Here is an 18,415-nt window from a genome sequence, read left to right on the forward strand (position 1 = left end):
CAGATTAATCCTACCATGAATAAGACGTAGGTTTGAAAAAAAAATCATCTGTTTCTCCATCCAGTAAGAAAAGCTCCGCTTCCCATATAGGAAGCGAAGCAAATTGATCACTTATTCATGACTACTCCTCCATTAAACGCAATGCCAAGTACAACAAAAAGACATCATGTGTACTAGAAACAGATAATCCCGTTAATTGCTCGATCTTTTGCAGCCGGTAAGACCATGTGTTTTTATGGATATGCAGACGCTGTGCAGTATTTTGCATCGATTGATTCTCTTCGAACCATACTGTCAAATTATTTAGCAGGTCTTTATGATCTTCCAGCGTCGCAACTGTACGCTTAAGAAATTCTTGCTTCACCATATCTGGAACGCTCTGCAAAATAATTTCAAGCCGCAGTTCATGCTCAAAGACAATATCGCCGGATCCCTTTGCAGCATTGACAGCACGTTCTGCCTGCGCGAATGATTTAGCTAATTCGAAATACCGTGTGGATGCACCTATACCTGCGACGACTTGTACTTTCTTGCGCCGTTTTATATGAAGCAACAGGAATTCTAATTCATTTTTTACTGTTTGTTGATTCATTTCAGGTAATAATAGTAAGATTTTATTTTGCGCCCAGCGAATCATCTTCATAGAAGGGTGGATATTTTGAATCGACGCGAATGTCTCCATTTCCTCGATCGTGAACTGTTCCAGTAAATCCAGCACTTCCAATACCACCACTTGACGGTAAAGAGTGACGTCGATTCCGAGCAGTGTCCCCCGTTCCATAAATCGTTCATCTTTCTTTGATCCTGTCAGCCAGTCAAAGACGAAGAACTCCACATCACGTACTTTTTCATCCTTCTGCTTTCGTTTCAGGGAGTCCTGGATGAACAGTTCCGCTACGCGTAAGATCAGCTGAGCCTGCGGATGAATCTCGTCTGGATCACCCGTCACACCAAGTACAGCGATCGGTTCGCCTCCAATGATGATTGGCAAGACGATACCCCTACGAACCCCCTGCAGATGCTGCGCTTCCTCATCCCCCATACGGAGCATCGTTTTCTGACGCATACTCAACAGTGCTCCTTCATGGAACTGGTTGATTCGATCGGGTTCTGTACTCGATTGAATGAAGCCTCTTCGATCCGTTAAAATGACTTGCTGCTTAATCAGATTCGATAATTCCGTTACCATTTCATGTCCTAATGTATCAAATTGAAACACCTGTCTCACCTCAAATGGAAACCGTTTGTAATACTTAGTTTACGTCACTTTAGATTCCACTACAATAGAGGAGATTCAGATAAGTCGGACTTCCGGTACTCCACCGCCCCATGCCTTTATGAGCAGCTGTAACAGTTCTGCAGTTTCAATGGTTGGAGATTTCTCTAACATGATAGATCCGCCTTGATCGGTATGGCGCTGTTCTGCAGTGACTCGGTCGATCATCGCGGTTTGCTGTTGACTCGTCGCTTGGTTTATCGACTGTTGCGTGACTGCGGCTGCTTTGCGCAAAGGGATTTGCATTCCGCTTTGATACGATGCCACCTCCAAGTAGCGGTTTATTTCTTCCGCTACTTCTTCAATAAATAGAAGGGCCTTCTCTGAATGCAAACCAATTTTCTGGTCAGCTATAGCGGTTTCCCAACCTGCCACTTCAACTCGTAAAGTATGTCCCCATATGCTCTCAATGCCGTTTAGTAAACGCACAAGTATGGTACAAGTACGGGACAACTCCGTTTCCTGCAATACGTTCGGCAATTGAATATATGAGGACCATGCAGCTTTTTCCTGTCTTTTTTCATTGTGAAAATGTACAACAATTCCTTCACTTCCAAGCAGCTGTTTCATCAAACCAATGGCAGAAACTTTTTTATAAGCAATAGAAGAACCGTCAGCGGCATCGGGAAACCATTCACTGTTGGAGTTGCCATGCGAACAACTCAATGCGCGCTCTGTTTGTTCAGCTTCAAATAAACTCCAAGAGCCGCACGCTTTTACTTGTTCCATAAAATAATCGGGTATACGTATATGCTTTTCTTTTACTTTGCTCGATAAAAATGATGCGATTCTACTGTCAGCAATATCCATGGTATATTGCTCTACTCTCGTCTTTCGCCGATAGAATGTCTTACCGAAGAACGACATCACTTCAGCTGGTAAAGTCACATAGCCATGACTCAGTAGCCAATATGCTTCCTGTACTTTTTGTAGGCGCTGGATAGTTTCATGCTGCATGGCGGCCATTGCTATGAGCATAATCCTCTCTTGAGGCAGTCCTATCGGTTTGTCATAATAATCCGATGTTACAAATTCATTCATATATTGTTGCAACAGTGCAGGAGGTATCAATCGATCGCGTTCAGCTACAATCTGTAAGCCAAGCCATTTGATTTCGCTCGCTGAATAGTCATAGATCCATTGACCATATAATCCATCCTGTAACAGTTTCCTGACTACTTGATGAAATCCTGAATACACAGGTCTTCCACGCTGTTGTTCTACTTGTTTATACAATAACTGCAACAGTTCACGTTCATGTATACATTCCTTCTTCTGTTCAAATACTCTCATGTCACGGTCTCCTTTCGTAAACAACAAAAAACAATCATTCCGCCTCTTCGGCAAGATGATTGCAATAGTTGTGAATGAGGAAACAAATTCAGGCATCTTTAAAATACTCCATACAAAAATGCATAGATGCAGATACCTTTTTTGCTTCCACTCCTCAACCCCCGAAGAAAGTGTCGCTTTGACGATACGTGGCAGGTCTCCTGGCTTCACTTCATCCTTCCGCTAATGCCTTCCCATGTCTCCATAGTGGCTAATTTTAGCGGTCGTCCGTGTGTACAGTTGCGGGGACAGCTCCGGTTTACGGATTCCCTTTTACACCTTGATAGGTACCAGCGTATCGTGCAAACTCATATATTTGATTGATTTCATTTTATCATGGATAACATAGAGGGTGGTAGCGTTTGTTTTTATTAAGGAAGTCCACATAAACAAATAGGGTGCCTATGCACTAAACTACTGTGAAAACATCCACAATCGTTTTTTGCTAGGCACCCTGTATCGAGTTTTCTTCATTACTTACATGAGTTGTTGTTCGCATAGACAGCCGCAATCCGCCAATCCTTGAACATATGCCTCTTGCCATGTGATCCCATGGATGAAACCATTCTCCGAGTAACCTGTGATCAAATAGAATGTTTCGTTCTGCTCTGGTAGTGATGAATTGTTCTGATAGTCGTTGTTCTTCATAAGAATTACCTCCTGGATTTTATATTTTTCATAGTATATGCCTTATCGGGGAATAAAAGAACATTTTTTCGCTCTTATTGATAAAAGGCTATTTGATAGCGCTTACATTTTAGAAACGAAGGAAATAAGTTCTTTATATATTTCCGAGTAAGTTTACTAAAGGCATATTTTATAATTCAGTGAATTCTGTTTATTGTATCATTCAAATAAACAAAAGTAAATATAAAAGTTATCATTCCGAATGAACTTTTACGTTTTTTTGAAGAGAACCTATGACTTCTGTATCATTCCATTATAAAACACGGTCTGTAAAATTCTTTCCATACAAAAAATCTCCCTAAGTCCTCTTTACGACTTAGAGAGATCAGTAGTTATAAGGACATTTGCTTTTCGCAAATGTCGATGACTGCTCTGACAGAGTCAGCTGACTGATCAAGTGCTGTTTGTTCTTCCTTTGTTAACGGAAGTTCAATCACACTTTCGATACCATTGCCCCCGAGAACAGTGGGTACGCCTAAGTAAATATTTTGATATCCATATTCACCCTCTAAATAAGCGATGGACGGCAAAATTCGTTTCTTATCTTTAATAATTGCCTCAGCCATCTCTACTAAAGCCGCAGCGGGTGCGTAATAAGCGCTACCATTACCTAGTAGTGAGACAATTTCACCGCCGCCTTTTCGAGTACGCTCCACAATGGCTTCTAGCCGTTCATTCGATATGATTTTATCCAACGGAATGCCGCCGGCGTAAGAGTAACGCACAAGTGGCACCATATCATCTCCGTGTCCGCCAAGTACAAAGCCCGAAATATCCTCTACAGAAATATTCAATTCTTCGGAAATGAACGTATTGAAACGTGCAGTATCAAGCACACCTGATTGTCCAATTACACGATTTTTAGGAAATCCAGTTGTTTTATAACATACATATGTCATCGCATCTACCGGATTACTTAAAATCAGCACGGTGCTGTCTGGGGCATGACGCTTCACTTGCTCGGAAACGGAACGCATAATCTTCGCATTGGTTGCAACTAAATCATCGCGACTCATACCTGGTTTACGTGCAACACCCGCAGTAATGATAACCATTGCTGCACCTTCAATATCCTCGTAATTAGATGTACCTGTAATGCGAGAATTAAATTGTTGTACAGGACTCGTTTGAAGAAGATCTAGTGCTTTACCTTTGGTTGGATTAGAGAGATCCGGTATATCGACTAATACGATGTCACCTAGTTCTCTCTGTGCTGCCATCAATGCTACGGTTGAACCGGTGTGACCAGCTCCAATGACTGCAATTTTATGTCGTTTGAAAGCCATGGAAACCACTCCTTTCTATAGATTTCACTATGAGTAATACGCTTATAGCACATGTATGCCTCAGTCTTTCTTCGGTGCCTTCTTCACTTCTGCCAGTTTCTTTACTTGTGGAATTTCTGAAGTAGTCGGCACTAGGGGTTTCACCATGCCATATACTGAATCATCGGGACGCGGTATTACATGCGCGCCTAGTAATTCACCTACACGCGCTGCTGCGTCGCGACCTGCATCAACAGCTGCCTGAACTGCTCCAACGTCACCTTGAACGATGACCGTAACGATTCCGCCATCCACCATCTCCTGTGATACTAACTCTACGTTGGATGCTTTCACCATGGCGTCCGCCGCTTCAATCGATCCAATCAATCCTTTTGTCTCAATCATTCCGATCGCTTGACTCATGTATATCACCTCTTTTCACTTCTGTTGAATCGATAATACCAATAATGACCGCGTCGATTGGGATCGGGTTTTCTTTCGGTAAAATAAAGCGTGAAGAACCGCCACTCGTAATGAGTACTTCATCACCAACCCCTGCTCCAATCCGATCTGCCGCGACCATATGCGACTGTATACTATTGCCGTGTGCATCAATCGGCTGGACGATTAACAGCTTAAGTCCTGATAATCCATCCTCTTTACGGGTTGCCCATACATTACCAATCACTCTACCCATTCGCATGCGTAATCACCTTTTTCTACTTTCTACTAGATATCGTTTTACCGAGTTCACGTGCTGTATCTCTTGCTAGTGCCGTCACAATTGTGCCTTTATTAATAACAATTTCCTTTTCTGAAATCTCGGACACGTCTTCAGCCGACAAAAGCTTTTTTGTGAATTCAAATGTCACTGGAGCATTTACTGGAGTAGTCGTCGTCACCGTTTTCATCATCGTTTGTACAGGTACCGTTTCTTTTGCATCATCCGATTTCACTAGACGACCAATCGACCCCTGTGAAATGAAACCTGCATTTGCTTCATCGGTATCAATATGCATTTCAAGACGATATCGCTCATTCACTCGAATGCGTACATTGCGGAATGAAATAGATCTTATTCCGTCCGCTTCCACTGTGACATATTCCCCGTCTTCCACGCCAAAGCGCGTAGCGTCAGTGGGCGCCATATGGATATGTGCCTGTGCAATAATAAGACCTTGGTTTATATGCACACTACCTTTTGGTCCAATTAATGTAATCGGTGCTGATCCTTCAATATTGCCGGATTCCCGAAGTGGGGGCTTGACGCCGAGCTTCATAGCATCCGTAAAGCTGACCTCAACTTGGGTCGCTTTTCGGACAGGCCCTAAAATACGCACACGTTCAATGCTGCTTTTAGGTCCTGCAATCATCACCGTTTCATTGGCGGCGAATTGGCCCGGCTGTGAAAGCTCGGACCGCTGTGTCAATTCATACCCTGTGCCAAACAATACTTCCACATGTTCAGGCTGTAAATGTACGTGACGGGCGGAAACTGCAATAGGAACCGCTCGTTCCGGCAATTGAACGGGAGCTTTCCCTAATTGTCCAAGAATTTCTCCGACAATTTGTTCAATCAATTGCTGATTCATTTAGTTCACGCCTTTCTACTATGTCAGCAGTGATTATTCGCTTTTTGGTAACATCATTTCTAGTTCATTATGTGGTCTTGGAATTACGTGAACAGAAAGCAATTCGCCCACACGTTGTGCTGAAGCAGCACCTGCGTCTGTTGCCGCTTTTACTGCGCCTACATCACCGCGTACCATAACTGTTACGATTCCGCCGCCAACATGTACTTTACCTACCAAGTTTACGCTTGCTGCTTTCACCATTGCGTCTGCTGCCTCGATTGCACCGATTAATCCTTTAGTTTCTACCATTCCTAATGCTGTACCTTCTCTGTTCATAATTGTTTCCTCCTAATAGTGTTTTATTTTGTAAGTTGTTTAACGATTTCACTAACTAAGTTCTGTACTAATGCTGGATCGATGTTGTTGTTTGTTGTGGCTGATACATTGTTCATCACACTAGATACGAGCTGGTCATTGGAACTCTCTACAGGCTCTGAGTGCTTCGGCAGTTGTACTTCCTTCGTGCCATATGCCATCCGCTTAATGTTCAACAAATGCTTAGCTGTGACATTGTCTGATGTAATATTACCGCCAAATGTTCCGCACCCTAATGTGAATGATGGCATTAAACCTGTCGTACCACCAACTGCTCCAATAGAAGACATGGTATTGACCAAAATACGGGATACTGGCATTTCCATAGCGAATTCACGAGCTACTGCATCGATTTCGGTATGTAGTGCCAAGCTATGTCCACGCCCGCCAAGATTTAGCAAGTCGAGGCACACTTCTTTCGAGTGCTTCACACCATCCACGACATACATAGCGAAAATCGGTGATAATTTCTCCAATGAAAACGGTACGTCTTTACCAACTTTCGTTTCCATCCCAACAATCAAGCGCGTGCCTTCAGGTAAAGAAATGCCTGCCATTTTCGCGATGAACTGTGGGCTCTTACCGACCACTTTCGGATTCACCTTACCGGGTACCGGTGAGATGATACCTTCCATAATCTTTTTCTCATCATCCGATAAAATATACGCGCCGTTTTTCTTCAACTCACGCGTAACGAGATCCACGACGTGCTTATCGACAACAATGGCTTGCTCGGTTGCACAAATCGTACCGTAGTCAAATGATTTGCTGTCCACAATGTCTTTTACTGCTTTTTCAATCTTTGCGGAACGTTCGATATACACTGGCACATTCCCAGGCCCTACACCGTAAGCCGGCTTACCGGAGCTATATGCCGCTTTGACGAGCGCACTACCGCCTGTTGCAATGATTAGATTAACATCTTTATGCGACATTAATTGCTGTGTAGCTTCCATCGAAGCCAACGTGAGACATTGAATTAAACCTTCCGGGGCACCCGCTGCAACAGCTGCTGCATCACATACTTTTAATGCTTCGTGTGTGCATTTCACTGCGTAAGGGTGTGGACTCACGACAATAGAATTTCGTGTCTTCAATGAAATCAACGTTTTGAAGAACGCTGTCGATGTTGGGTTGGTTGTCGGGATAATAGCGGCAACTACACCGAACGGAGCAGCAATTTCCAAGACTTTATTCATATGGTCTTCTTTGATGACACCGACTGTTTTCATATCTTTAATACTTTCATATACGTCTCGGGAGCCCACTTCGTTCTTAATTTTCTTATGAGCTGCTACCCCCATACCTGTTTCTTCTACTGCTAGTTGCGCGAGGCGACCGGATTGTTCAAAGGCAGCATCCGCTACGGCTTTGACAATCTTGTCGACTTGTTGCTGAGAATAGCCCATAAATTTCTCTTGTGCTTCTTTTGCAGTTTGGACGGCTGTACGCATTTGTTGCAAAGCTAATAAATCATTATCCACTAATTGGACCAAATTTAACCACTCCTTTCTACATGCTTATCTATCAGTAACTTAACGGATCATCTGCCATCTTCTGTATCGCTTCCCGGAATGCGTCGGCTGCAGCATTGCAAGAAGATTGACTGCCTGTCAACAGGCCACCGCCGAAGTTTGTTTCGGAGGGAGGTGCATAGAGTACACAAAGTGTAACGTCAGCTGCTTTTAAAGCAGCGTCCAAACCGATAACAGCTTCAACAGGCGGTGCAATCAAGTATGCCAATGACTGTCCATCGGATACATTGGCCATGTCAGCCAAATAACTCCCACAACTGGAGATGGTATGCGCATATAACGCATGATTCGGGTTTCCGTTGATCGCTTCAAAATACGCTTCGTGCTCTATCGTTATACGAATTGAATCAAGGCCGCTTTTCACTTCTTCCGGTGACGAGCCCGCAATGATTCCAATAAACTCTCCCGATAACGGGCCAGAAGAATGAGCTGAACCCGCGTAAAAGCTTTTTGCGTAGACCACTTCCACATCACTATGCTTCGTTGCTGCATCAATTGCTGTATAGCCGACGTCGTCAATTGTCGTCGTTACTATCCCAAGGCTTCGCTGGTTAGACTTCAATCGAAACTTCTCAGCAAGTTCCGGACTGACATTTGATATGACTTGCATCGACAATATATCTGCATAGATTTTCATTTGCCCTCCCCCTTCCTTATCCTTCCTTTTGAACAAGCGATACACCGCTCGCTTCATACTTTAAGATTTTCTGAATAATCGTCCCGAGGAATGCACCCGCCTCGACAGGAGGGATTCCTCCTTTATGGATATTCGAGATGACCATACGATCTGCTTCAATCGTGCCATGTCGAGGTTTGTAGCACATATAAGCACTTAGCGACTCTGCAGAAACAAGACCTGGACGTTCACCGATCAGCATGATGACAACATCAGGTTGCAACAGCTCTCCGATATCATCCATTACGGCAACTCGTCCCTTATCGACATAAAATGTTGTTCCCATATCAATATTCAAGTTGTTAAGTGATTGTTGTAATGACAAGTAGACGTCTTCCAAGTTTTCTTCTATCGCTTTCGCACTCAGTCCGTTTGACGCTACGATTTGTACGACGGGTGATTTCTTACAACGCTCCTGAATTAAAGATCTTGCTTCGTCTGAAAGCTTTCTACCAAGATCCGGGCGTCGAATGTATTCTTCTTTATCTGCCACTTTGGATTGCACTTGGAACAATCCTAGCTGTTCAAGCAAGTTATCCGGTACTTCACCGTAGACCGCGTCAACCGCTGCTGCATGATCCAGTCGGAACTGTAGCCACGTTTTTGTTTTCGGACGTGAGCCTGCGCGCCCAACTCCTACGCGCGCTGGTGTTTTCTTACGATATTCTGCCAGCTTATCTTCTTCAGAAGCTATTTGTGGTTTTGATTTCGGGTTACCATACGCTGTCGTCGGCTTGGGTTTTACAGTAGAAATATTTCGCTTCGGCTCTTTCGTCGTACTATGGAATGTCACTGCGCCACTAGGCGAATTCCCCACAGTTTCCACTTCCAAATGTCCGATCGGTTGCTGTGAAAATAGTTCTATTTTCTGTTCATTCGTTGACGGTTGTATTTTTTGACTGCTATTTGCGGCCTCCAGTTTTTCCACAACCATTTTTGTGATTTGCTGAATTAATTCTTCATTCAAGTCCATCCACCTCCTATCGATTGAAGAGCGTGAGATCTCCGGCATGTTTGCTCAGCATGCCATTTTCATAAATCCCCATCTTTTCAAGCCATTTCAAGTATTCAGGTGCTGGTGTTTTGCCCATCGTCTGAAGAACAGTCGCCACGTCATGGAAGCTCATGGACTGGTAATTCAACATAACGTCATCACCCATTGGTGCTGCGATGATGAAGTTCACACCTGCCGCTGATAATAAGATACTTAAATCCTCAATGTCATTTTGATCTGCTTTAATATGGTTCGTATAGCAAATATCTACACCCATCGGAAGACCATGAAGCTTGCCCATGAAGTGATCTTCAAGGCCAGCACGGATTACTTGCTTGCTGTTGTACAAGTATTCTGGTCCAATAAATCCGACGACTGTGTTAACGATGTACGGATCATAATGTCGTGCAAATCCGTAGTTACGTGCTTCCATAGTTACTTGATCTACGCCGTAATGCGCTTCAGCCGATAATTCAGATCCTTGTCCTGTTTCAAAATACAACGTTTGAGGACCTGTACCCGTGCCCATTTTCAGTGATAGATCTTTCGCTTCTGCAATTAATTCTGCCGAAATCCCAAATGAACGGTGAGCTTTTTCTGTTCCCGCGATACTTTGGAAAATCATATCGGCAGGTGCCCCCTGTTCGATTGCTTTCATCTGTGTCGTAACATGTGCGAGTACGCAGTTTTGCGTCGGAATTTCCCATTCATCAATGAAATCTTTCGTTGCATTCAACACACGCTTTACACTTTCCACAGAATCATCTACTGGATTGATTCCAATTACCGCATCACCGATACCGTAAGACAAGCCTTCTTTTAACGAAGTGATGATTCCATCAATATTGTCTGTCGGATGATTCGGTTGCAGACGGGAAGACAATGTACCTTTTTGACCGATTGTAATATTACATGTTGATAAGATTTCAATTTTATTAGCCGCGTGCACTAAGTCGAGATTAGACATTAGCTTTGTGACGGCTGCGATGACTTCCGAAGTCAATCCACGGCTGAGACGCTTTAATTCGCGGTCGCCTACTTCATTACTCAAAATGTATTCACGCAGCTCTGCGATGCTCCAGTTCTGGATTTCACCATAGACCTTCTCGTTAATATCATTTTCAATAATTAGTGAGACTTCATCACTTTCAATTGGAATCAGTGGATTGTTACGGATATCGCTTACAAGCAACTCACTGACGACTGTTTTGGCAGCGATTCGTTCTTGCACGGTTTCCGCCGCAATTCCTGCGAGACGATCTCCAGATTTCTCTTCATTCGCTTTTGCTAGCACTTCTTTTAGGTCATGGAACACATATCGTTCGCCGCCTAATGTAGTGGATAAATTCACGTACAAGACCTCCTTTACGTTGTATGGAAAGTTAAGGTTTTCACGACGACCGGCACGACGCCTGAAGTGAGCGCATTGCCGATATCGATGTAATCGCCTGTTTCCACATTGATTTGATCTATACAAATAATACTTTGTTTCACGTGTAACGCTGCCAGTGTTTGGCCAATCACTTTGGCATGATCTGATTGAATGACCAATATAATCGGTTGTTCAGGTCGCGGCCTCTCGTTCATGATCTGAACAATTGCACTAGCCAGTTTCTGCACATCGCGAAATCCGAGATAGGGAAGATTGGATAGATAAAGTGCGAAGTTTTGCCCTTCTTTTGCTGAATCGTATAAAGTAACTGCCTGCTGAACCGCATCTTCGAACTGGGATAATCCTGTCTCCAGATTTTCTTCAAAGTCGTATTGATAAATTGGGATGTTCTTTAATGGCAACTCATGTGGTGCAACCTGTATGGTAGCCCCGCTAATTTCAGTAGTCTGTGTTCCAGCTCCCAACACAGTAGCCCTCACAGTTTCCACTGGCTCCTGCCAAGTAAAGTGTTGCAACGATGTATTTTGTAGCAGCGCTTCCGCGAGTTGAATTCCAATATCATCGTACTTCGCTTCTTGAACTTCTTCAGTTGTGTGATGATACATACATTCGGATATACCACCTGAAAAGACGATCGTATCGACCGGCTGCAACCAGTTCGGTTCATGACCGAGCAGCAGCACTTGATCTTGAGCATGAACTTCATTTTTCAAAATACGTGCCATCGCTTCTGCCATATAAGTCGTTACAAAAGTTACTGCTGATGCATTTTGTGGATCTCCAACTTGTAACGTATAGCCTTGGTCTTGCAATAACCGTTCGACAGGCGGTGAAATTGTACGGACTTTTCCGTGTTCAAATTCGATCAAGCGACCGCCAATATGCATCGTACATGTGCCAAGCAGTTGCTTGTCTTGGAACACTGCAATATTTGCCGTTCCGCCGCCAATGTCTATATTGGCGATTACTTGCCCACTTTTTCCAGACAATTCATAGCTGCCTGATCCTTTTGCTGCAATGATGCCTTCTAAGTCAGGGCCTGCCGTTGCTACGAGGAAATCACCTGCTTCATCAGATAAAAGATGCAACATTTCACTGGCATTTCGCTTGGTAGCGGTTTCACCGGTAATAATAACAGCTCCTGTTTCGATCTGAGAAGGCTGGATTTCGGCTTTTTCATATTCTCTGCGTATAATCTCTTGGACACCTGCTACATCAATCGTCACTGCATCTTGTAATGGCGTTCGGAATACCGGACTTTTATAAAGTATTTCTTTGTCTGTAATTTCTATTCTTGGCACATGTGTTGCGCCCGCCACATTACGTAGGGAAAATCGACTGATAATCAGTTTCGTCGTGCTTGTGCCAATATCAATTCCTGCACTAATAATGGTTTCGTGCTTATTGAAATTGCTCACGCCCACACTCCTTTCTGATTACTTATTGTCCTCCACTTTTGATATAAAAAAGACGCCTTTACAAACCCATGGATTTTTCCACGGGATGTAAAGGCGCCTTTGCCGTTTTTATTCACTTGTATGAAATTTACTATATCAAATTCCTACTTACCTGTAAAGAATATTAGCCGAGAAAGATCAAGTGCTGGTCAGCTTTTGACTCTGCGTAATGTCGCATCGCTTGAAGGTCGTTAAGCTTTGTCAATTCCTTAAGATGTTCGATGCCCATGCCCGTTTTAGAAGAAACCATAACGATAGGCCCTTCGTTCATGACAGTCTTTAACATGCCAAGTGAACGATCTATATCCGCATCCGGAAGGTCGCATTTGGTGATCACTCCAATGGGTAGTTTCGGGATGCCCATGCTGAAACCTGGCGGGAAAATAAGCTTCTCACTCGTTGCGTCTTGCAAATACAATACGTGCGTTACTTCAAGCGCGGTAGCCATAATATTTTTGTAGAACATTGGATTTTCTGTGTACTCGCCCGGAGTATCAACAATCCAATCATAATAACTGAGCGTTTGCGTTTTGAAAGCTTCTACTTCTCGGCCCAATAAGGCATTTGTCAATGTAGACTTTCCCGCCCGTACCGCACCGATCAGCATCGCCTTGTTTCGCATCGTCCTCACTCCTTATGATTTTGTAATTTCAGCTGGCGTATACTTTAACTTCTCCGATAAAAAGCGATTTATCTCTAGCATAGCCATCTCTACTTCCGAAACACTACCTACAACGACAAGACTACCGGTAAATCGATCGAGGAATCCAATGCGAACATTCGCTGCTTTCGTAGCCAAGTCACCTGCAATAATTACCGTTTCACTCGGTGTGCAAGTGAGGATACCTAAGGCACCGGCCTCTTGGATGCCTAACTTCTGAAACATATCAGGATCGGGATTAGCAATCAAATGACTGAGTGTAATCTGTTTTCCTGGAACAAATTCCTGTATAAATCGTTTCTTTTCTTCGCTCATTATACACACACCCTATATAGTTTTATACTTTAGTAGCAGAAGCTTCTGGTTCAATGTTTTCAGTATCGTACTCACCTTTTTTAATAATTCCAGCTTCACGATCTTGCTTCTCTAGCTTTAATGCTGTTGGTACAGATAGCTTGTACGCAATAATAATTGCAATGATTCCTGCACTTAATTTACCTAGTATAACCGGTAAAATAATATTTGGCTGGAAATTCGCTGTGAACGATAAATGATCGCCCAACAAGAATGCAGCACAGACTGCGAACGCAATATTAATAACTTTATCTTTTGGCCTCATATAACGAACCAATGAGAACATCGCCAAGATATTTGCGACGGTTGCAAGTAGACCAGCGCTACCTTCAGGTGAAAGCCCAATTTTCTTCCCCGCAGATTCTAAAGGTCTTCCCATATACTTCCGAATCAAATAAATCATTGGGAATGCACCCGCTAGCATGATACCAATGTACCCCGCCGTTTCAAGTGCACGGAACTGGTCTGCTTTATCTGCCATAATGGGATCGAAGCCCCAAACACCAAAGATTTTAGTGAAAATGCCTGTAAATATTTCAACAATAGAGAACACTAACACTAGTTTAATAGCAGCGTCCATCACGCGGCCAAAAATCATAAACCCGTTAATCATCATACGCGGGAAGAACTTCAGTCCGACTGCAATCAACACAACAAATATTAATAATGGCAATAAATTTATAAAGATCTGTAAATAACTAATTGCAAACTCATAATTGGATGTAGCAGTCGTGCTAATTACATCACGCACATCAGTGTTAAATAACACTACTAAAACAGATGCGATAAAAGCACCTATTGGAATCGTTAATACACCTGACATGATACCAAGCGCCATATATTTATGGTCACGCTTATCTAGCATCGCAAGTCCCATTGGAATAGAGAATACAATGGTTGCACCAGACATAAAACCGACGATTAACGCCATAATCCATCCTTCATTTGTTACTTTCAAAGCTTCTGCTAACTGATATCCGCCCATATCTGAAGCCAAAATCGTCGTTGCTGCAATAGCTGGATCTGCTCCTATTGAGTTAAAAATGGGACCGATAAATTTACTGATGAACCACGTTAAGTATGGTATGGACGCCATAATTCCCGCCGCAGGAACGAAGATATGTCCTACTGCGTGTAATCCAGACATGAATTCCTTACCTAATCCTTCTTCCGGATTTTTGATTGAAGCAAATGCCCCTGCAACTGCACAGGCCATGATGATATACACAATCACCGTGCCGATCATTTCCATCTGAGTTTCCCCCTCTTACTGTCATATTGTGTAGTCTTTTACTTAATCCTAGTCTAAAAAACACCGCCCTCTTATCACTATTCGTGTGTTATTCGCGAAAAAAGAAGACAAAAAGACGCTTAAAGAATGTATCTCTTTAAGCGTCTTTGCTTAGATCTATTTACTTGTGCGAATCAATAATTTCCATGGCAAGTGACTCCATTGTCATTTGCCGAGACATACTCGTATCACGCATTCTTTTAAAAGCTTGTTGCTCGGTTAATTGCTCCATGTTCATCAGAATACCTTTTGCCCGCTCTATGACTTTTCGCTTTTCCACTTCTTGCTTAGCCTGCTGAACATCTTTCTTCAGCCGTTTTGCTTTGTCTGATTGGTGAAGAGCTACTTCGATTGCCGGTATTAAATTGGATTCAGATATAGGTTTGACCAAATAGCCAACTATATTGTCTTGTTGTGCTTTTTCTACGAATTCCTTTTGGCTGTACGCGGTGATAATGAGAATAGGTATATCCAGTTGTTCTCCAATGATACGGCTCGCTTTCAGACCGTTCATCTTCGGCATTTTGATATCCATCAAAATCAAATCCGGTTTATGCAAGAAGGCTAGCTCGATCGCCCTGTCCCCATCGCCTGCTTCCCCAACTACTTCATAGCCATGGTCTTGCAAGGTCATTTTCAGGTCCATGCGAATGATGGATTCGTCTTCCGCAATCAAGATTCGTTTACTCATCAAAAATTTCCACCTCCGCACCCACTGGAAAATTAACTACTGCATGAGTTCCGATCTCCCTGGGCACATATAGAAACTCACCATTCAAGTCATTGGTAACCAAATTGTGAATGATTTCCGTACCAAGAGATGTTTGCGGATTCTTCATTCCAACGCCGTTGTCGGACACATGAATCTCTACAAAATCATTTTCCACGGTAAATTCCACATCAATAATCCCCTCTTCTTTGCCTTGAAATGCATGTTTTAAAGAGTTTTGTATAAGCTCATTGACGATAAGCGCGATTGAAACCGCTTTCTTAGAGGTTGTTACTATTTTATTGTTATTCGGCTCAATAATCAAGTCTACTTTCAAATTATATTCATTCAGCACCATAGTTGAGCATATTTTTCTTGTCAAATTTATGATATTTACATCATCGTCATCTGCATGTTCTTTAGTGAGGATAATTTCATAAACAGACGAAATACTGTATATACGATTAAGTGTTTCTTCAAATGAAGAGCGACTTTCGGCCGGCATACCATTACGCATTTGCAGCCTTATCAAGCTTGCAACTGTTTGCAGATTATTTTTTACACGATGATGTATTTCTTTTATCACGACTGACTTCATCATCAATTCTTTTTCCTTTGTACGAAGTTCGGTAATATCTTGTATAATCAACAACGTTTCTTGAGATTTATTTTTTTCACGCATTCTTATCTTTTTCACTATTAAGTTTTTCCGCTGGATTGTTAGTTCAAAAACAAACACATCATCTTCCTGCTCATAAACCGTCCTCAAAAAAGGTAATAATTCTAATAAATCACGGTTAAGCACATCATCTTTCTCACTCATTTCAGAAATGAGTCTTAACCCTGAAGGATTCGCGTATACCAACCGATTACTTTCATCTGTCAAAATGAGCATTTCCATCAATAAGTCCGAAACTACACCCAGTCCCGAATTTGTCATCTGATCTTCCGCGGTTTCTGTAACTACCGAAAATTTCTGTACATTGCCTGTTGGAGTCGGTGAAACAACCTGCTTCTCTGAAATCAGTACACCAATCACTTGATGGTTTGTATTCTTAATTGGTACCACGGTCTGGTCCACCACGATACCTTCTTGTGTCATCGCCTGTCTTATGATCGACTTTTTTCCGTTGCGATAAGAATAAAATACACCTGGCTCAAAAGATTCAAAAACAATCTTTCCAATAACCGAGTTATTATATAGCGGTGTACTACCGACTGGAAAAGCCTCCGCAACGACTATTGCTTGGTTACTTGGTTTTAATTTGCAATCAATGAACATATATGAATCCGATAAATCAGCGTAAGTCTGCAAACTAAACGCCATTTCCTGAAGAATCTGCACATCTTGATCAGTCAGTTCCGTATGCTGTTTACAAAGTTGCTCTACTGTTGATTTTACCACTGCGCCACAACCTTACTCTGGGGAAGTACTGCTTCTCCGACTTTGTAGAATTAGTATAGGGCTGTTAGCAGAAGAGGTCAATTGCAAACTATTATTCATACATACCAGGAATATAAAAGAAAAGAGAAAGTCCAAAAACTTTTCTCCTTTCTAATGATGTAAATGTATTTGTTATCTTCGACGCTCAAGCAACGGATTGGAAACTCCGTCACAACCGAGGAGTGCAATAATCGTTAAAAACACTTTTTGCACACCAAAATGTGCGTCTGTTGGATCAAAATACTCTTCTAACGTATGAAAGCCTCCTGCATCTCCGCCCCCTCCAAGCGTAACTGCAGGGATTCCTAGATGAATTGGAACATTTGAGTCTGTACTGGAGGCTTCATCTAAAACGGGTTCAAATCCTAGAGCTATTGTAGACGCTAGCGCGGTCTGAACGATGCAGGAATCTTCACTTTGAGTACCGGCTGGCCGGCTACCTACTGCTTTACATTCTACTATTACTTCATCATTCTTTCCCCAACATGCATTCTCTGCATTCGCAGCCTTATGTACAATATCCAAAACTCTCTCTTCCAACTTAACCAATTCTCGCTGTTCATTGGAACGAAGATCGATTGTCATGGAGGCTGTTTCTGAAATCGTATTGACAGAGGTCCCTCCATTTATAACTCCCACATTAAAGGTGGTTTTAGGTATTGCTGGGGTTTCCAGAGAGGATATTTCAGCAATCGCACGACCAAGTGCATGGATTGGATTCGCTGTCCCAAAACTCCCAAAGCTATGTCCACCAGGTCCCTTATACGTCACAATATAACGTTTGCTACCTGTACCTAAATATGTGATGCGTTCTGGGTTACCGGGTTCGATAGATATAAATCCGTCAATATCATCTCGTGTATCGAAAAGATGTTTTACTCCTTTTAAATCGCCTAGCCCTTCTTCACAGACTGTGGCACCAATTATGAGATCACCAGTTGTTTTGATAGCACTGGCATTAAGGGCACGTATGATAGTCAGTACCGATGCCAGTCCCCTTCCGTCATCAGAAATACCAGGTGCAAATATCTTCCCATCTATACGTTTTGCCACTACGTCTGTTCCTGCTGGAAATACTGTATCTAAATGTGCACAGACGACTAGTGAAGGTCCGTTTCCGGTACCTCTTCTAATACCGAAAACATTTCCCACTTCATCCATTTTCACATCGTCAATTCCTAGTTCCTGCAATTTCTTTTTGTAAACACTACCTCTGTTCTGCTCTTCAAAAGTTGGTGATTCAATTGCGGTAATTTCTATTTGCTCTTCCGCCGTATTCATATTATCAGACTCAAGAAAATCCAGTCCTGCTTGCACTTGCTCATTTTTAAGAAGTACATTCATTACATCAGAAGTCATACTATTTACTAATATCATTAATACTACCTCCTA

19 protein-coding genes and 1 riboswitch are annotated in these 18,415 nt (G+C 42.6%); all 19 genes read right to left on the minus strand.

Annotated features, from left to right (window positions below):
- Positions 1-121: 121 nt before the first annotated feature.
- The 19 genes from SporoP8_RS08620 to SporoP8_RS08705 all read right to left on the minus strand — a co-directional run bounded on the left by SporoP8_RS08620 (position 122) and on the right by SporoP8_RS08705 (position 18,400).
- Positions 122-1,219: a CdaR family transcriptional regulator gene (locus SporoP8_RS08620; protein ID WP_085132123.1), complete on the minus strand. Its 1,098-nt coding sequence runs from the start codon at positions 1,217-1,219 to the stop codon at positions 122-124.
- Between the two features lie 75 nt (positions 1,220-1,294).
- Positions 1,295-2,569 carry a ribonucleotide reductase N-terminal alpha domain-containing protein gene (locus tag SporoP8_RS08625; protein WP_157111240.1) on the minus strand — a complete coding sequence of 425 codons (1,275 nt, stop codon included), beginning with the start codon at positions 2,567-2,569 and terminating at the stop codon, positions 1,295-1,297.
- A gap of 172 nt (positions 2,570-2,741) precedes the next feature.
- Positions 2,742-2,918: riboswitch (cobalamin riboswitch) on the minus strand.
- Between the two features lie 167 nt (positions 2,919-3,085).
- Positions 3,086-3,256: a hypothetical protein gene (locus SporoP8_RS16530; protein WP_157111241.1), complete on the minus strand. Its 171-nt coding sequence runs from the start codon at positions 3,254-3,256 to the stop codon at positions 3,086-3,088.
- Positions 3,257-3,627: 371 nt separating this feature from the next.
- Positions 3,628-4,581, minus strand: coding sequence for a malate dehydrogenase (gene mdh / locus SporoP8_RS08630; RefSeq protein ID WP_085132125.1), 954 nt, complete (start codon positions 4,579-4,581; stop codon positions 3,628-3,630).
- A gap of 60 nt (positions 4,582-4,641) precedes the next feature.
- Positions 4,642-4,983, minus strand: a complete 342-nt coding sequence (locus SporoP8_RS08635; protein WP_085132126.1) for a BMC domain-containing protein — start codon at positions 4,981-4,983, stop codon at positions 4,642-4,644.
- A complete protein-coding gene (locus SporoP8_RS08640; RefSeq protein WP_085132127.1) occupies positions 4,958-5,263 on the minus strand; it encodes a EutN/CcmL family microcompartment protein in 306 nt (101 codons plus the stop codon). Before SporoP8_RS08640 ends, SporoP8_RS08635 begins: the two co-directional genes overlap by 26 nt.
- 16 nt (positions 5,264-5,279) lie before the next feature.
- Positions 5,280-6,152: a phosphate propanoyltransferase gene (gene pduL / locus SporoP8_RS08645; protein ID WP_085132128.1), complete on the minus strand. Its 873-nt coding sequence runs from the start codon at positions 6,150-6,152 to the stop codon at positions 5,280-5,282.
- Positions 6,153-6,185: 33 nt separating this feature from the next.
- A complete protein-coding gene (locus SporoP8_RS08650; RefSeq protein ID WP_085132129.1) occupies positions 6,186-6,470 on the minus strand; it encodes a BMC domain-containing protein in 285 nt (94 codons plus the stop codon).
- A 23-nt stretch (positions 6,471-6,493) separates the two neighbouring features.
- Positions 6,494-7,963, minus strand: a complete 1,470-nt coding sequence (locus SporoP8_RS08655; RefSeq protein ID WP_232319252.1) for an aldehyde dehydrogenase family protein — start codon at positions 7,961-7,963, stop codon at positions 6,494-6,496.
- A 73-nt stretch (positions 7,964-8,036) separates the two neighbouring features.
- On the minus strand, positions 8,037-8,681 hold the full coding sequence (eutL, locus tag SporoP8_RS08660; RefSeq protein ID WP_232319126.1) for an ethanolamine utilization microcompartment protein EutL: 645 nt from the start codon (positions 8,679-8,681) through the stop codon (positions 8,037-8,039).
- Positions 8,682-8,697: 16 nt separating this feature from the next.
- Positions 8,698-9,693 carry an ethanolamine ammonia-lyase subunit EutC gene (gene eutC / locus SporoP8_RS08665; RefSeq protein ID WP_420066725.1) on the minus strand — a complete coding sequence of 332 codons (996 nt, stop codon included), beginning with the start codon at positions 9,691-9,693 and terminating at the stop codon, positions 8,698-8,700.
- A 7-nt stretch (positions 9,694-9,700) separates the two neighbouring features.
- Positions 9,701-11,065 carry an ethanolamine ammonia-lyase subunit EutB gene (locus SporoP8_RS08670; protein WP_085132133.1) on the minus strand — a complete coding sequence of 455 codons (1,365 nt, stop codon included), beginning with the start codon at positions 11,063-11,065 and terminating at the stop codon, positions 9,701-9,703.
- Between the two features lie 14 nt (positions 11,066-11,079).
- Complete coding sequence (locus tag SporoP8_RS08675) at positions 11,080-12,525, minus strand: ethanolamine ammonia-lyase reactivating factor EutA (protein ID WP_085132134.1); 1,446 nt, start codon at positions 12,523-12,525, stop codon at positions 11,080-11,082.
- A gap of 163 nt (positions 12,526-12,688) precedes the next feature.
- Positions 12,689-13,186, minus strand: coding sequence for a EutP/PduV family microcompartment system protein (locus SporoP8_RS08680; protein ID WP_085132135.1), 498 nt, complete (start codon positions 13,184-13,186; stop codon positions 12,689-12,691).
- Between the two features lie 12 nt (positions 13,187-13,198).
- A complete protein-coding gene (eutS, locus tag SporoP8_RS08685; protein ID WP_085132136.1) occupies positions 13,199-13,540 on the minus strand; it encodes an ethanolamine utilization microcompartment protein EutS in 342 nt (113 codons plus the stop codon).
- Between the two features lie 22 nt (positions 13,541-13,562).
- Entirely contained in the window at positions 13,563-14,831 is a 1,269-nt protein-coding gene (eutH, locus tag SporoP8_RS08690; RefSeq protein ID WP_085132137.1) for an ethanolamine utilization protein EutH, read from the minus strand.
- 160 nt (positions 14,832-14,991) lie between these two features.
- Positions 14,992-15,561, minus strand: a complete 570-nt coding sequence (locus tag SporoP8_RS08695) for an ANTAR domain-containing response regulator (protein ID WP_085132138.1) — start codon at positions 15,559-15,561, stop codon at positions 14,992-14,994.
- On the minus strand, positions 15,554-16,984 hold the full coding sequence (locus tag SporoP8_RS08700) for a sensor histidine kinase (protein ID WP_157111242.1): 1,431 nt from the start codon (positions 16,982-16,984) through the stop codon (positions 15,554-15,556). Before SporoP8_RS08700 ends, SporoP8_RS08695 begins: the two co-directional genes overlap by 8 nt.
- Before the next feature lie 171 nt (positions 16,985-17,155).
- Positions 17,156-18,400: a M20/M25/M40 family metallo-hydrolase gene (locus SporoP8_RS08705; RefSeq protein ID WP_157111243.1), complete on the minus strand. Its 1,245-nt coding sequence runs from the start codon at positions 18,398-18,400 to the stop codon at positions 17,156-17,158.
- Positions 18,401-18,415 lie beyond the last annotated feature (15 nt).

Origin of the sequence: Sporosarcina ureae (assembly GCF_002101375.1) — a bacterium.
Classification (GTDB): Bacteria; Bacillota; Bacilli; order Bacillales_A; family Planococcaceae; genus Sporosarcina; species Sporosarcina ureae_B.

Bases quoted from the DNA above. Each gene is read 5' to 3' on its own strand.
- SporoP8_RS08680 (WP_085132135.1), bottom strand. From the start codon at position 13,186: ATGCGAAACAAGGCGATGCTGATCGGTGCGGTACGGGCGGGAAAGTCT.
- SporoP8_RS08625 (WP_157111240.1), bottom strand. From the start codon at position 2,569: ATGAGAGTATTTGAACAGAAGAAGGAATGTATACATGAACGTGAACTG.
- eutH (WP_085132137.1), bottom strand. From the start codon at position 14,831: ATGGAAATGATCGGCACGGTGATTGTGTATATCATCATGGCCTGTGCA.
- SporoP8_RS08705 (WP_157111243.1), bottom strand. From the start codon at position 18,400: ATGATATTAGTAAATAGTATGACTTCTGATGTAATGAATGTACTTCTT.
- SporoP8_RS08695 (WP_085132138.1), bottom strand. From the start codon at position 15,561: ATGAGTAAACGAATCTTGATTGCGGAAGACGAATCCATCATTCGCATG.
- SporoP8_RS08655 (WP_232319252.1), bottom strand. From the start codon at position 7,963: ATGCGTACAGCCGTCCAAACTGCAAAAGAAGCACAAGAGAAATTTATG.
- mdh (WP_085132125.1), bottom strand. From the start codon at position 4,581: ATGGCTTTCAAACGACATAAAATTGCAGTCATTGGAGCTGGTCACACC.
- eutC (WP_420066725.1), bottom strand. From the start codon at position 9,693: ATGGACTTGAATGAAGAATTAATTCAGCAAATCACAAAAATGGTTGTG.
- eutS (WP_085132136.1), bottom strand. From the start codon at position 13,540: ATGAGCGAAGAAAAGAAACGATTTATACAGGAATTTGTTCCAGGAAAA.
- SporoP8_RS08635 (WP_085132126.1), bottom strand. From the start codon at position 4,983: ATGAGTCAAGCGATCGGAATGATTGAGACAAAAGGATTGATTGGATCG.
- SporoP8_RS08650 (WP_085132129.1), bottom strand. From the start codon at position 6,470: ATGAACAGAGAAGGTACAGCATTAGGAATGGTAGAAACTAAAGGATTA.
- SporoP8_RS08640 (WP_085132127.1), bottom strand. From the start codon at position 5,263: ATGCGAATGGGTAGAGTGATTGGTAATGTATGGGCAACCCGTAAAGAG.
- eutL (WP_232319126.1), bottom strand. From the start codon at position 8,681: ATGAAAATCTATGCAGATATATTGTCGATGCAAGTCATATCAAATGTC.
- SporoP8_RS16530 (WP_157111241.1), bottom strand. From the start codon at position 3,256: ATGAAGAACAACGACTATCAGAACAATTCATCACTACCAGAGCAGAAC.
- pduL (WP_085132128.1), bottom strand. From the start codon at position 6,152: ATGAATCAGCAATTGATTGAACAAATTGTCGGAGAAATTCTTGGACAA.